Here is a 13452-nt window from a genome sequence, read left to right as displayed (position 1 = left end):
ATGGCAGAAAACAACGCGCCGCGCGGGGGAGTCGGGTTCTTCACCCTGCTCGGCCTGCTCTTCATCGGCCTCAAGCTCGCGGGCCTCGTCGACTGGGCGTGGTGGGTCGTGCTAGCCCCCATCTGGGGCCAGCTCGCCTTCGCCGTCCTGTTGTTCTTCGTGCTCCTTGTCGCGGCCCTTGCCGCAGACGATTAGCGCATCCGGTGCTGCTGTGGCGGCGCCGACATCCTGAGCGCCATAGCCGCGCAGGCACGCAACGCCGGCGCCACAGGGAGATCAGCCGTCCGCATGGGCGGCTTTTTCATACACGCCCGCGGCGGGCGGACAACCGCCGCGACCACCGCGCAGGCCGGGCAAGCCTGCTCGCACACTCCCGAGCGGGAGGGGACCAAAGAGAAAGGCAGACGAATGTCAGACGAGTTCAAGCCGATCACCACGCAGGAGCAGTTCGACCAGGCCATCAAGGGCCGCATCGAGCGCGCCCAGGCAAAGGCCGCCGAGAGGTTCGCCGACTACGACGAGCTGAAGGCCAAGGCCGACGAGTACGACCGCGCCCAGGAGGCGTCCAAGACCGAGCTACAGAAGGCCCAGGACAAGGCCGCGAAGGCGGAGGCCGCGCTCAAGGCCATGAAGGACGAGCGCGAGCGCGCCGCCGCCGTGGCCAAGGCCGCCGAGGAGAACGGCGTGGACGCCGGCCTGCTGGCCCGCATGTCGGGGGACGTGGCCGAAAACGCCAAGTTCCTCGCCTCGATGGGTGGCAGAGGCAAGGCCTACCCCCAGACCCGCGACAAGGGCGACAGCCGCCCGGCGGGGAAGCAGGACCCGTGCCTCGAGGCAGCCCGCATGGCGTTCGGCCGCAAGTAACGGGAAAGACAGCCCCAAGACAGAAAGGAGCCGCCGAATGGCAGCCCTCATCACCAGCAACTTCAACATGCCCGAGGAGTACGTCGCGGGCGTCTTCAAGAAGGCCCAGACCAGCTCCGTCCTCGCCCGGCTCTCCGGCGCAAAGCCGCAGAAGTTCGGCAAGGGCAACGTCATGGTCCTCACCTTCGCCCCCAAGGCCGAGATCGTCGCCGAGGGCGTCCAGAAGTCCCCGACCCCGACCGCCTACTCCTCCAAGGCAGTCACCCCCGTCAAGCTCCAGGTGACCGTGCGCACCTCCAACGAGGTCATGTGGGCAGACGAGGACTACCAGCTCGGCGTAATGGCCGACGTGCAGGAGAACTGCGCCGTCGCCCTCGGCCGCGCCCTCGACATCGTCGGAATCCACAAGGCCAACCCCCTCACCGGCGCCGCCGCGGCCTCCGTCACCGAGGGCCTCGCCGACACCGCGTCCGCCGCGCAGCTCTCCGGCACCAAGTACGACGAGGCGGTCGAGGCCGCCGCGGGCCTCGTGATCGCCGCGGGCTACGCCCCCACCGGCATCGCTCTCGACCCGACGCTCTCCTTCGGCCTCGCCACCATGCGCGACAACACCGGCCGCCGAATCTACCCCGAGCTCGGCTACGGCACCGGCCTCGACGGCTTCGAGGGCATGGCCGCCGCCGTCGGCGACACCGTCTCCGGCAAGGAGCTGGCGAAGGCGTCCGACATCATCGGCATCGTCGGCCAGTTCGACGCCTTCCGCTGGGGCGTCCAGCGCGAGATTGCCGCGCACGTCATCGAGTACGGCGACCCCGACGGCCTCGGCGACCTCCAGCGCACGAACCAGGTCGCCATCCGCGCCGAGATCGTCTACGGCATCGGCATCATGGACCTCGCCGCCTTCGCCAAGGTCACCAAGGCGGCCGCCTAAGCCATGGCCGAGTACGTCTTCGTCCCCACGGGCGCGAGGGTGTCCAGCTCCTCCGAGCTGGGCGCCCCGCTCTGGCGGCGCGTCGAGGAGCCCAAGCCAAAGGCCAAGGCCAAAACGCGCCGTAGCCCCGCGCCCAAGAAGGAGTAGCCATGGCCTACGCGACCATAGAGGACGTGGAGTGCTCCTGGCGAGAGGTCGCCGCCTTCGAGCGCGAGCGCTTCGAGCAGACGCTGGAAGACGCCGCGCTGTGGCTTGACGGCCAGTGCGAGGCGTCAGGGGTCGACCCATCGGGCGTCCAGACGGAGGTCCTTCGCATGCTCTCCGTCAACCTCGTGCGGCGCATGGTGGGCGAGCTCGACCCCACCGGGAGCGACCCGCAGAGGACCACCTACACCGACCAGACCTCGCAGTGGTCCGTGCCCGCGCGCGTGGGCGGCGACTTCTACCTCACCAAGGGCGAGAGGGTGCTTCTCGGCGTGGGGCGCGGGCGCGCGGGGTTCTCCGCATGAGCGACGTCGATATCAAGGTGAGCCGCTCGTTCTGGAGCGAGTACCTGACCTCCCAAGAGGTCTCCGAGAAGCTGATGGCCGCAGCCGAGTCGGTTGCGGCGAGGGCCGAGTCGCGCATCGGGACCCCGTCGCAACCGAGGGCCCTCAGGAACCCGAACTTCGGCACGCAGGTCGCCGTCAGGCACGGTAAGGACGGCGGCACCTACTGCGTCGGACTCGTCATCGCGGCAAACCCGAGAAGCATCTACAAGGCGCTCCACGGCGGGGCGCTTGACACCTAGCGAGAGATAGGGAAGCAGAATGGCACAGACAGCCAAGAACGCCGTCTACAGCAAGCCCAAGGCCGGCGGCGCCGTCTGGAGCGCGCCCGCCGGCTCGACGCTGCCCACCGACGCGACCACCGCGCTCGACGGGGCCTTCGAGGCCTGGGGCTACGTCTCCGAGGACGGCATCGCCGAGAACGGCAGCATCAACTCAACCACCATCAAGGCCTACGGCGGCGCCACCGTCATCACCATCGAGGGCGGCAACGACATCACCTACGTGTTCACGCCCATCGAGTACGGCAACGCGACCGTGCAGAAGGAGCTCTACGGCGGCTCCAACGTCGAGACCGACACGGACGGCTCCGTCAAGAGCGTCAAGCTCACCGACGAGGCGCACGAGCAGCGCGTCTTCGTCTTCGAGCACATCCTGTTCAACGGCCGCATCGAGCGCACCGTGCTGCCGAGCGCCCAGGTGACCTCAATCGGCACGAACACCTACAGCTCCGGCGCCGCCCTCGGTCCCGAGGTCACGGTCACGCCGTACCCGGACGCCTCGGGCGTCAAGGCCTACAAGTACCAGGCCAAGGCGGTCTAGCGATGGCGGAGGACAAGGTGATCTGCGTCGGGGTCGACGGCATCCCGGCGACCATCGACCGTGAGGCGACGGGAGACATCGAGGTCATGGAGATGTTGGGAGACATGCAGGGCGGCAACGTCCTGGTGCTCCCTCGCCTCATGAGGGCCGTCTTCGGCGAGGAGCAGTACGGGGCCATCAAGCGGAGCCTCCGCGGCGACTCCGGCCACACCAGCGCCGCCGACATGGCGCGCTTCCTCTCGAAGGCGATGCGCCAGGCGGGCGAGCAGGCAAAAAACTCCTGACCCTCGCGCGCCTTTGGCACGACCACCCGACCGAGCTCAGGGCCGACATGCAGCGCACCTACGGCATGGACATGGACCGCGTGCTTGACGGCACCGTGTCCGTGCCGCAGGCCGCAGCGTGCGCCGCGTGCCTGCCCCTGGGCTCGCTCTGCCTCGCGGCGGAGGACGAGGAGGCGGGCTGGACGCGCGAGGAGATTCTCACGCTTGCCCTCGTGAACTCGTGGCGCAGCGAGCCAATCGACCCCTTCAGGCACAAGGCCGGCGTCTCCATGGACGTCGACGCGTACGCGGAGTACCTGGCGCGCCCGCGCTCCGAGGTCCCCGCAGACGGAGGTGACGCCGCGTGAGCGAGATGGGAAGCGCCTACATGTCCATCATCCCCAAGGTGGACAAGGGGGCGTTCAAGCAGTCGACCGACGACATCAAGGAGACCCTGGGGCAGGCGGGCAAGGACGGCGGCAGCAGCTCCGGCGGCCTCTTCGGAGGGGCGTTCCAGACCGCCGCCGGGGTCTTCGTCGGCAACATGGCGACCAAGCTCGCCGAGGCTGCCGGCGACGGAATCAGGGCCATCGTCCAGGGCGCATACGACGGCTACGCCGAGTACGAGCAGCTGGTCGGCGGCATGGACACGCTCTACGGCTCGGCCAGCCAGAGGATGCAGGAGAACGCCTCGAAGGCCTTCGAGACGGCGCAGATGAGCGCGAACGACTACATGGACCTCGCCACGGGCTTCGCGGCCTCGCTCGTGTCTTCGCTCGGCGGCGACACCGAGGCGGCCGCGACCTACGCCGACATGGCAATCTCGGACATGGCTGACAACGCCAACAAGATGGGCACCTCCATCGAGGACATCGAGAACGCCTACAGGGGCTTCAGCAAGCAGAACTACACGATGCTGGACAACCTGAAGCTCGGCTACGGCGGAACCAAGTCCGAGATGGAGCGCCTGCTCTCTGACGCCGAGGCCCTGAAGGCTGCGAACGGCGAGACCGTCAGCTACTCCATAGACTCCTACGCCGACATGGTGGACGCCATCCACGTGGTGCAGGAGAGCATGGGCATCACGGGCACGACCGCCGAGGAGGCCGCCACGACCGTCCAGGGCTCCACCGCCACGATGCAGGCGGCGTGGGACAACTGGCTCACGGCTCTCGGCAGCGGCGACCAGGACATGATCTCCTCGTCGCTCTCAGACCTCATCGGGTCGGCGGGCACCTGCCTGCAGAACGGCCTGCCCGTCCTGCTCAACATCGTGGGCGGCATCGTCGAGAGCGTCGGCTCGCTCCTCTACGACAGCGCCCCTCCGCAGGTGCAGGGCATGATCGACGACGTGATGGCGCTCGTCGGCACCGTCTCGGAGACGCTCGCCCCCATCCTCGCGGGGATAGGCGGCGTGGTCTCGTCCGGGCTCGCGCTCATGGGCTCCGTCATCGGCGTGGCGCTCGACGCGATAAAGCTCGTGTGGGACAGCGTGTGGCCGGCCATCCAGTCGACGGTGGAGGGCGTCATGTCCGCCGTCGGCCCCATCGTTGAGAACGCCCTGCTGCTCATCCAGTCGGTCATCGACACGGTGACGGCCCTCATCTCGGGCGACTGGCAGGGCGTGTGGAATGGCATCCAGTCCGTCCTGCAGGGCGCCTGGGACCTCATGGGCTCCATCGTGGACGGCGCCATAAACGGCGTCAGCTCCGTCATCCAGGGGGCGCTCTCGCTCATCGACGGCATCTGGAGCGGCGCCTGGGAGGGCATCGGCTCCATCCTGTCCTCCGCCTGGGAGGGCATCCAGTCCGCCGTCTCCGGCGGCATCGACGGCGTGGTCGAATGGGTGAGCGGCATGCCCGACCGCATCGTCTCCGCCCTGGGAGACCTCGGCCAGACGCTGTGGAACGCCGGCACGTCGATCATCAGCGGCTTCCTGGGCGGCCTCAAGCAGAAGTTCGACGACGTCAAGGACTTCGTCGGCGGAATCGGCGGCTGGATCGCGGAGCACAAGGGCCCGCTGTCCTACGACCGCAAGCTCCTGGTCAGGAACGGCATCGCCGTGATGCAGTCGCTCGACGCGGGATTCGTCCGAGGGTTCTCGGACGTCAAGGAGACCGTCTCCGGCATGGCGGGCGAGCTTGCCGGCACGTTCGGCTCCCCAACGCTGTCGGTCGGCTCTCGCCTCGCCAGGGCCGCGGTGGCGGGTTCGGCCACCGGTGCCGCCGCCTCCCGCCAGACGGTGGTCAACCAGAGCTTCAGCACGAAGGTCGTGCGCTCCGACAGCGACCTCTACGCGGCCGCCCCGGTCATCTACCGCAACGCCATGAGGGAGGCGATGAGCTATGCGTAGGCGACCGCTCTACGCCGAGCTGTCCTGCGGCGGGAGGGCCGTCAGGCTCGACGGCATCGGCCGTGCGGACGGCCTGCACGTGACCTCGGACGGCATCGAGGGCTGGTGGGACACGCCTGACCCGAAGTGGACGCTCACGGAGCGCCAGTCCGCCGACGGCGCCCACGACGTGGCCGAGGGCATGGCGCTCTACTCGGCGCGCACCGTCACCGTCCACGCCGCCGCCCTCGGCGCCGACCGCGAGGCCACCAAGGCGCTGCTCGACTCGGTGCTGTCCATGGCCCACGAGACCGTGCGCCTGCGGGTCGTGGACGGCTCCGAGGACACGTGGTGCGAGGGGCTGCTCTCCGCGTCCGTGGGGACGGAGTGGCACGAGAGGGCCATGACCATGGACCTGACCGTGGTCTGCCCAGACCCCCGCAGGCAGGCGACGGCGGCGGAGCTGTCCGTGCTGCTGCCCGCAGCCGCGAGCCTGACGGCGGGCCTCTCCTACGGAGAGGGCGGGCTTGGCCTCGCCTACCCGCTCGACTACGGCAAGGGTGCGCTTGACGCCCGAAACGTCTGCACCGTGACCAACCACGGCACGAGCACCGCATGGCCGACCATCCGCGTCTCGCGCGGCATGGCCGACGTGGAGCTGCTGGCCGCGTGCGCGGGGAGGTCCTCCACGCTCTCGCTGGCGGGCACCTGCACCACCGAGGTCACCATCGACTGCCGCACGAGGACGGCGGCAACCGCCCGCATGGACGTCACCCGCCGCCTCACGGGCGCGGGGGCGCTGGGCGTGCCCGCGGGCGAGACCATGCGCCTCGTGCTGCTGTCTGCTGGCACGGGCTCCGTCTCAGTGGAGTTGCGGGACACCTACATCTAGGAGGGAGCCGGATGGCATCCACGATAACCGCCGAGGTGACCGGCCTCGGCATCGCCCAGGACAAGGACGGCAGGGGCATGGACGCCCTCACCCACCGCCGCATCATCGAGGGCGACTGGGAGTGCGAAGGCATCGTCCGCGGGCTCGAGGCCACGGCGAACCCCGGCAAGGGCATGAGCTGGCACGTCGCCGAGGGCGTTGCCGTCACCAGGCGCGGCGACGCGGACGGCATGGCCGTGACCTACTGGCCCGGGGGCGACGTCACGGGCGAGGAGGGCGGCGGCGAGGCGCGCACCGACTTCCTCTGGATAAGGCAGCTCGACGCCGCGCAGGGGGACGCCAGCAACCGCGTGGAGGTGGGCATCTCCACCGGCCCCGACGGCACGGGAGCCATCGACGACATCTCCAAGTACATGCCTGCGGGCGCCACGTGCCTCGGCATCGTCTACGTTGGGGAGGGCCAGACGCAGGCCACTGACGACGACTTCACAGACGGCCAGCAGTACGCGGCGCGGCGCGGCGTCTCAAGCGGCCTCGCGCGCGGCAGCCACGAGTGGCTGAACACCACCAACTACCGGAAGGTCCGCAAGGGTGAGTCCTGGACCTTCTCGACCGCAAGCGTCACCGTCGAGACCAAGTACCGCTGCGTGCTGGTAATGATGGCCGTCTCCGTGTGGGCCGACGACTGCGAGACCAAGGACTGGATGGGGTCCGGCTACGTCGAGCTGCTGCTCGACGGCGTCGTGCAGCAGTGCTTCAAGTTCTCCTGCACGCCCTACGTGACCGAGACCAAGACCTTCTTCTGGACGCTCGACCTCGCCAAGGGGGACCACACCGTCGCGGCGCGCCTCTGGGGAAGCGGCACCGACCTCGTGAGCTCGGTGGTCACCCAGTACGAGGCCGGCTCCATCCCGGGCCAGTACATGCGCGTCATCGACCTCGGCGGCGTCGGATGAGCTGGAGACTCTTCACCTGCGACACCATCACGGGGGAGCTGCGCCGCCCCATCGACGTGCCCAGCTGCTCGTGGAGCCTGTCGGTCTCCGACGCCTCCCTCGCAACCACGAGGGACAAGGGCACGGGCGAGGGCGAGGCGTCCTCGATCACCGTGCCGTGGGGCGCCGTGTGGGGCAGCACCGCCCGCGAGAGGGCGCGGGAGCTGACCGCCGGCAAGCGGGCGATAGTGCTCTGCTGGGAGGAGGGCGGCGCGACCGTGCCGCTCGTCTTCGGGGCGATAGGCCAGCGCACCGACACCGCGCTGGACACCAGCTTCTCGCTGGACAGCGTCATGACGCTGCTCTCCCAGCGCTACGTCGTGCGCGAGGGCGGCTTCCACAAGGGCGCGCCGCCCCTGTACCTCGGGAGCCTCAGCCTGCGGGCCATAGCGGCCAACGTGGGCTGGTACGCCACCGAGGGCAAGCCGGCGGGGTCGCTGCCGATCGACTGGTGCGACTTCTACGAGAGGGGCGGCCACGAGCGCTCCTACTTCCCCTGGAACGTCTCCAACCTCTCGGCGGCGGACGTCCTCGAGAAGATCGCGAACGTGGAGGGCGGGCCCGACATCACCTTCCGCCCGTACATGGCCGACGCCCACCACGTGCGCCTGCGCATGGTCGCGGGCAGCGACGCCGACCCCTACGTGGGGCAGGACAGCGTCCGCCGCCTGCAGTGGTTCCACGGCGCGGGCAGCGTCCACTCGCTCATCGTGGCGCACCTCGGGCCCGTCGAGCGCGTCTACGCGACGGGCGCTGGCACGGAGGAGGAGGCGGACGTGTGCCTGGCGGAGGACCTGACCTACTGCCGCCAGCGCGACCCGTGGCCCATCGTCGAGGAGTGCGTGAGCTGCACCGACTCGGACGACCACTCGCTGCTGGAGGGCCACGCGAGGGGGCGGCTCAGGGCCGACTGGTGGCCCATCTGCCAGGTGACCTGCACCGTCGACCTCGCCGACCCGCAGGTGCCGCGCATCGGCGAGGTGTGGCCCGGCGACGCCATGACGCTGGCCGTCGAGGGGTTCCCCACCGTCCCCGACGGGGAGTACCCCGTGCGGCTCATGGAGATGAGCGGGGACCTGGGCACCCTCGTGAGGCTCAAGTTCGACCCGATGAGGGACCCCGCGGAGACCTAGGGAGGGGCAGATGATCCACCGCGACCTTTCGCCCGACTTCAGGAGCGCCGCCGCCATCGTGGCGTCCAGGGCGCTCTCCGCCGCGCGAGGGCAGGCCACCGCCCCGGCCGGCACCATCAGCGTCCGCAGCCCGGACGGCACCCGCACCGTCATCGGGGACGGGGGAATCCGGCAGTTCGTCGGCGACACCACGCCGCCGGGCCGCCCCACGGGCGTCTCCTGGTCCTCCTCGGCCGGGGACGTGACCGCCCGCTGGGACGGCACCCTCGAGGGCGGCGTGCCCGCCGACCTCGACTACGTGGAGCTTCGCGCGGGCGGCTCGGTGGTCGGCAGGCTCAGGCGGGCCGGGAGCTGCTCCATGAGGGCGAAGGCCGGCACCGAGCTGTCCTGCACGGCGGTGGCCGTGGACGTCTCGGGCAACGCCTCCGAGCCTACCGAGGCCTTCGCGCTCGCCGTCAGGGACCTCGTGGCGGAGGCCTCGGGCGACGCCGGCAAGGCCCTCGAGGAGGCCCGCAAGACCGGCCAGATGGCCGTCACCTCGACCAGGGCCGAGTACGCGTCGACCGCGAGCGCCACAGAGCCGCCCGGCGAGGGCGCCAGGTGGTCCTCCACGCCGCCCACGGCAGCCGGCGGCGCCTACACGTGGATGCGAACGACCGTCACCTACGGGGACGGCCGCTCCGAGACGTCCGAGCCGGTGCGCGTCACGGGAGAGGCGGGCGCCGACGGCGCGAAGGGCGACAAGGGCGACACCGGCTCCCAGGGCCCGCAGGGGCCGCAGGGAGTGAAGGGAGACACGGGTTCCCAAGGCCCTCAGGGCGTGAAGGGGGACGCCGGCCCGCAGGGCGTCTCCGTCAGGTCCGTCACGACCTTCTGGCGCCTCGACGCGTCCAGGCCGCCGACGCCGAGCGGGACGGGCGACCCCTCGGGGTGGTTCACCACCGAGCCGACCGTCCCTGACGGCTACTCGGGCAAGGAGTGGCGCTGCGTCCGCACCGTCCTCTCCAACGGCGCGGCCGCCTGGACCACGCCGACCGAGGTGGCGTCCTTCGCCTACGCCCACGCGGCGTGGGAGACGGCGGACGCCGCCATGAGCCAGGCGACCTCCACAAGCGCCACCCTGGACGGCTTCAGGGCCACGGTGGCGTCCAACTACCAGACCAAGAGCGGCATGAGCGCCTATGCCACCTCCACGGAGCTGAGGCAGACGGCGGACGGCCTGGCCGCGACCGCCAGCCGCGTGGCGTCCCAGGGCGAGGTCACGGCTGCGGTCGAGCGGCACATGGACTTCTCGGCCGACGGCCTCGTCATATCCGGCGGGGAGTCTGACGGCGGCATGTCGGTCGCCATCATGCCGGCCGCCCAGGAGTTCAGGAGCGGCGAGGACGTGGTCATGCGCCTGGACGCCAAGACCCGCAGCGTCGAGGCGCAGCGCGTCTCGCTGGGCGGCTACCAGTGGCGCGCCAGCGAGGACGGCGGCCGCGTCTCGCTCGTCTACGTGGGAGGTGGTGACTGATGGCCTACTCCGAGATGACCACCGTCTGGGGCAACTACGTCAGCACCGGGACGGGCCAGAGGTGGTGCGTCGGCGTGCGCGTCTACGAGGAGACGTCGTGGCGCACGAGCACCCGCTGCTACCTGCGCGTCCAGTGCGTGGCGTGGTCCTCGGGCGCGATGGACGTGCACGCGAACGGCCACGTCACCGCCACCAACGACAGCGACGGCTGGTGGGAGGGGACCTTCACGAACTCGGCGGGGTCCGAGTTCACCTTCTACCAGTGGGACACCTGGTACGGGCGCGACACCTCGGCGAGGCAGGTGAGCTTCGGCGCCACCTTCAACGTCACGGGCGGCTTCGGAAACGGAAGCAGCTCGGCCACGGCGACGGTCACGCTCCCCGCCAAGCCGTCCTGGGCGGTCTCCTACGACGCCAACGGCGGCTCCGGCGCGCCGTCCCCCCAGACCAAGTGGGCCGGCGACACCCTGACGCTGTCCAACACCGTCCCCACGAGGGCGAACTACGGCTTCCTCGGATGGGCGACCAGCTCGGGCGGCGCGGCGTCCTACCAGCCGGGCGACACCTACGCGACCGACGCGGCCCTCGCGCTCTGCGCCGTGTGGCGCCTGCTCTACACGGCGCCAGCGCTCTCGCTCTCGGCGCGGCGCGTGGCGTCCGCCACGGCCACCGACGAGGACCCCTCGGGCGAGTTCTGCCTCGCCTCGTGGACGTGGTCGCTGGACGCCACGACCGACCCGTCCAACAAGGCCAGGGCCGTGACGTGCCGCCACCGCGCGGTGGGCGGCGCGTGGGCAGACGCAGCCGTATCGGGCGCCACCTCGGGGACGTCGGGCGGCTGCACGGCGTCATTCGCGGCGTCGGCCACGAGCCCCCACGAGGTCGAGGTCACCGTCACGGACGCCAAGGGCGGCTCCACGACCCGCTCGGCGAGGGTGGGCACCTGCGCAATCCCGCTGGACGTGGCCAACGCGGGGCGCGGCGTGGGGATCCTCGCGGCGGCGCCATCCGAGGGCGTCTCGCTGGGGCCGCTCACGCTCACGGGCATGTCCTCGGGCGACACCGAGAGCCACGCCGTCTCGGCGCTCTCGCGGCTGCTGCGACTCTCCGAGCTGACGACCGACTGGGCCTACCTCTGGAAGGGGTCGGGAAGCTCCGTGCGCTACCTGCGCTGGAGGTGCGTCCTCGGCGTGGTCTTCATGGAGGCCTGCCGCGTGAACGGCGTCACCGCCGACGGCTGGGACGCGGGGGCGATACCGAAGGCCATGGCGCCCAGGAAGGCGCTCTACCTGCCCATGGGCAGCTACCACGACGACCACACGGCGCTCTTGTGGGTGGGCGGCGCCGAGGACGACACGCCCGGCGAGGTGTGGCTCTACGACAACGGCAGCGGCAACCTCGTCTACGGCAGCGCCTCGTGGGTCGCGAACTCAATCTAGGGAAGGGAAGACAAGTGACGCCAATCATCCAGATCAGCGAGTCCATGTGCTACGCCTTCGGCGGGGCCGTCTCGTGCATGGGGCTCGACGTGCTCACGGGCTACGTGGGCGCGGTCATCAACCACACCGTCTCGTCCACCAAGATGCGCGAGGGCCTTGGCCACAAGGCGCTTCTGCTGTGCATCGAGCTGCTGGCCTTCGTCATCGAGGTGGTCTGCCAGCACGTGGAGGGCATGGACGCCCTCTCCGGCGTGACCGTGGTGGGCATCTCCATCGTCATCATCCTCATGGAGGTCACGAGCATCTGGGAGAACGTGGTCTCCGCGTCCCCCGAGCTTGCAAACTCGCCGCTGGGCAAGATCTTCGACAACGCGAAGGGCGGCGAGTAGCTTGTCCATGCCGACAATCGCCGAGTTCGTCCGGTGCGACGGCCGCAACTACACCAAGGGAAGGCGCGGCAGCGCCATCGACTACATCGTGGTCCACTACACCGGCACCGACGCGAGCGCCCACAACAACCTGGTCTACTTCTCCCGCAACTCCGCCAGGGCCAGCGCCCACTACTTCGTCGACCGCGACGGCACGCTGCGGCAGTCCGTCCCCGAGGCCGACACCGCCTGGCACGCCGGCAAGTTCGCCATGAACCAGCGCTCGGTCGGCATCGAGTGCGTGAGCGCGGGCGAGGACTTCAGCGAGGCGCAGGTGGCCACGCTGGCCGCCCTCACCCAGGCGCTCATGGCCAAGTACGGCATCCCGGCGGAGAACGTCATCCGCCACTACGACGTGACGGGCAAGGAGTGCCCGGCGCCCTACCTCGACCCCGACAAGTGGCGGGCGCTGCACGACCGCATCACGGAGGGCCCCACGGCTCCGGCCTCTAAGGCCCAGTGGGTCCAGAAGGACGGGCGCTGGTGGTACCGCCACGCGGACGGCTCCTACACCGCGCGCGACTGGGAGCTGGTGGACGGGAAGTGGTACCTCTTCGACGCCGAGGGCTGGATGCTCACCGGCTGGCAGATGAAGGACGGGCACTGGTACCTGCTCGGCGCGGACGGCGCGATGCTCACGGGCTGGCAGCGGGTGGACGGGAAGTGGTACTTCCTCGACGAGTCCGGCGCCATGGCAACCGGCTGGAGGATGGTCGGCGACAAGTGGTACTTCCTGGACGAGAACGGCTCCATGAGGCAGGGCTGGCAGAGGGACGGCGGGAAGTGGTACTGGCTCAACGCAGACGGCTCCATGTCCGCCGACGAGGTCAGGATGATCGGCGGCACCTTCTACGGCTTCGACTCCTCCGGCGCCATGCTGACCCACTCCATCGGGTTGACCGAGCGGTAGGGTCGAACCTACTCGGACGTACTAGTACCGACTAGTACCGCTGGCGCCGGACTAGTACTGACGCAAGAACCCCTCCTCGGCATCGCGCCGGGGAGGGGTTCTTTTTCGTTAGAGACATGATGCAAAACCCGTGTCCCTTTTTTGTCCCTAAGTTCTGAAAACACCGGCATCTAGCGGCTTTTGATTGATTGCAGATTCATAAAACCGCACTTAGACGAATTGCTGCACTTGCGCACGTTAGCAATTTTCAAGGCCGTCATGTACGCCACGCTCAAGGATCCCGATTCCGAGTAGGCGGGCCTGCGCGGCGAGCGAGAAACGCGAGGAGCCCGGCACCGTCGCTGGTGCCGGGCTCCTTTTCCTTGGGTCCGCTGCGTGA

At 69.7% G+C, this 13452-nt stretch carries 17 protein-coding genes; all 17 read left to right on the top strand.

Going from position 1 to position 13452, the window contains the following annotated elements; translation table 11 throughout:
* The gene (locus DXV50_RS04020) at window positions 1-195 is read left to right on the top strand and encodes a hypothetical protein (RefSeq protein ID WP_117204905.1); all 195 of its coding nucleotides are present in this window, start codon (window positions 1-3) and stop codon (window positions 193-195) included.
* A gap of 213 nt (window positions 196-408) precedes the next feature.
* Complete coding sequence (locus DXV50_RS04015; RefSeq protein ID WP_117204904.1) at window positions 409-864, top strand: hypothetical protein; 456 nt, start codon at window positions 409-411, stop codon at window positions 862-864.
* Window positions 755-1795: a phage major capsid protein gene (locus DXV50_RS04010; protein ID WP_117204903.1), complete on the top strand. Its 1041-nt coding sequence runs from the start codon at window positions 755-757 to the stop codon at window positions 1793-1795. The genes DXV50_RS04015 and DXV50_RS04010 overlap by 110 nt, the downstream gene beginning before the upstream one ends.
* A 3-nt stretch (window positions 1796-1798) precedes the next feature.
* Window positions 1799-1942 (top strand): hypothetical protein, encoded by a 144-nt coding sequence (locus DXV50_RS09535; RefSeq protein ID WP_157966959.1) that lies wholly within the window; start codon window positions 1799-1801, stop codon window positions 1940-1942.
* Window positions 1943-1944: 2 nt separating this feature from the next.
* Window positions 1945-2304, top strand: a complete 360-nt coding sequence (locus tag DXV50_RS04005) for a hypothetical protein (protein WP_117204902.1) — start codon at window positions 1945-1947, stop codon at window positions 2302-2304.
* Window positions 2301-2585 (top strand): hypothetical protein, encoded by a 285-nt coding sequence (locus DXV50_RS04000; protein WP_117204901.1) that lies wholly within the window; start codon window positions 2301-2303, stop codon window positions 2583-2585. Before DXV50_RS04005 ends, DXV50_RS04000 begins: the two co-directional genes overlap by 4 nt.
* A 19-nt stretch (window positions 2586-2604) precedes the next feature.
* Window positions 2605-3165 (top strand): phage tail protein, encoded by a 561-nt coding sequence (locus DXV50_RS03995; protein ID WP_117204900.1) that lies wholly within the window; start codon window positions 2605-2607, stop codon window positions 3163-3165.
* Window positions 3166-3167: 2 nt separating this feature from the next.
* On the top strand, window positions 3168-3449 hold the full coding sequence (locus DXV50_RS03990; RefSeq protein WP_117204899.1) for a hypothetical protein: 282 nt from the start codon (window positions 3168-3170) through the stop codon (window positions 3447-3449).
* Between the two features lie 47 nt (window positions 3450-3496).
* Complete coding sequence (locus tag DXV50_RS03985; protein ID WP_117204898.1) at window positions 3497-3796, top strand: hypothetical protein; 300 nt, start codon at window positions 3497-3499, stop codon at window positions 3794-3796.
* On the top strand, window positions 3793-5781 hold the full coding sequence (locus tag DXV50_RS03980) for a phage tail protein (protein WP_117204897.1): 1989 nt from the start codon (window positions 3793-3795) through the stop codon (window positions 5779-5781). The genes DXV50_RS03985 and DXV50_RS03980 overlap by 4 nt, the downstream gene beginning before the upstream one ends.
* Window positions 5774-6652, top strand: coding sequence for a hypothetical protein (locus DXV50_RS03975; protein ID WP_117204896.1), 879 nt, complete (start codon window positions 5774-5776; stop codon window positions 6650-6652). Before DXV50_RS03980 ends, DXV50_RS03975 begins: the two co-directional genes overlap by 8 nt.
* Window positions 6653-6663: 11 nt before the next feature.
* On the top strand, window positions 6664-7608 hold the full coding sequence (locus tag DXV50_RS03970) for a hypothetical protein (RefSeq protein WP_117204895.1): 945 nt from the start codon (window positions 6664-6666) through the stop codon (window positions 7606-7608).
* Window positions 7605-8780 carry a hypothetical protein gene (locus tag DXV50_RS03965; protein WP_117204894.1) on the top strand — a complete coding sequence of 392 codons (1176 nt, stop codon included), beginning with the start codon at window positions 7605-7607 and terminating at the stop codon, window positions 8778-8780. Before DXV50_RS03970 ends, DXV50_RS03965 begins: the two co-directional genes overlap by 4 nt.
* Before the next feature lie 10 nt (window positions 8781-8790).
* Complete coding sequence (locus tag DXV50_RS03960; protein WP_117204893.1) at window positions 8791-10296, top strand: phage tail protein; 1506 nt, start codon at window positions 8791-8793, stop codon at window positions 10294-10296.
* Window positions 10296-11735, top strand: coding sequence for an InlB B-repeat-containing protein (locus DXV50_RS03955; protein ID WP_117204892.1), 1440 nt, complete (start codon window positions 10296-10298; stop codon window positions 11733-11735). Before DXV50_RS03960 ends, DXV50_RS03955 begins: the two co-directional genes overlap by 1 nt.
* Window positions 11736-11749: 14 nt before the next feature.
* Entirely contained in the window at window positions 11750-12124 is a 375-nt protein-coding gene (locus tag DXV50_RS03950; protein WP_117204891.1) for a phage holin family protein, read from the top strand.
* Between the two features lie 7 nt (window positions 12125-12131).
* A complete protein-coding gene (locus DXV50_RS03945; protein ID WP_147556676.1) occupies window positions 12132-13073 on the top strand; it encodes a peptidoglycan recognition protein family protein in 942 nt (313 codons plus the stop codon).
* Window positions 13074-13452: the final 379 nt, after the last annotated feature.

Origin of the sequence: Paratractidigestivibacter faecalis (assembly GCF_003416765.1) — a bacterium.
Lineage (GTDB): Bacteria > Actinomycetota > Coriobacteriia > Coriobacteriales > Atopobiaceae > Paratractidigestivibacter > Paratractidigestivibacter faecalis.
This window is presented reverse-complemented; position numbering and strand designations above follow the sequence as displayed.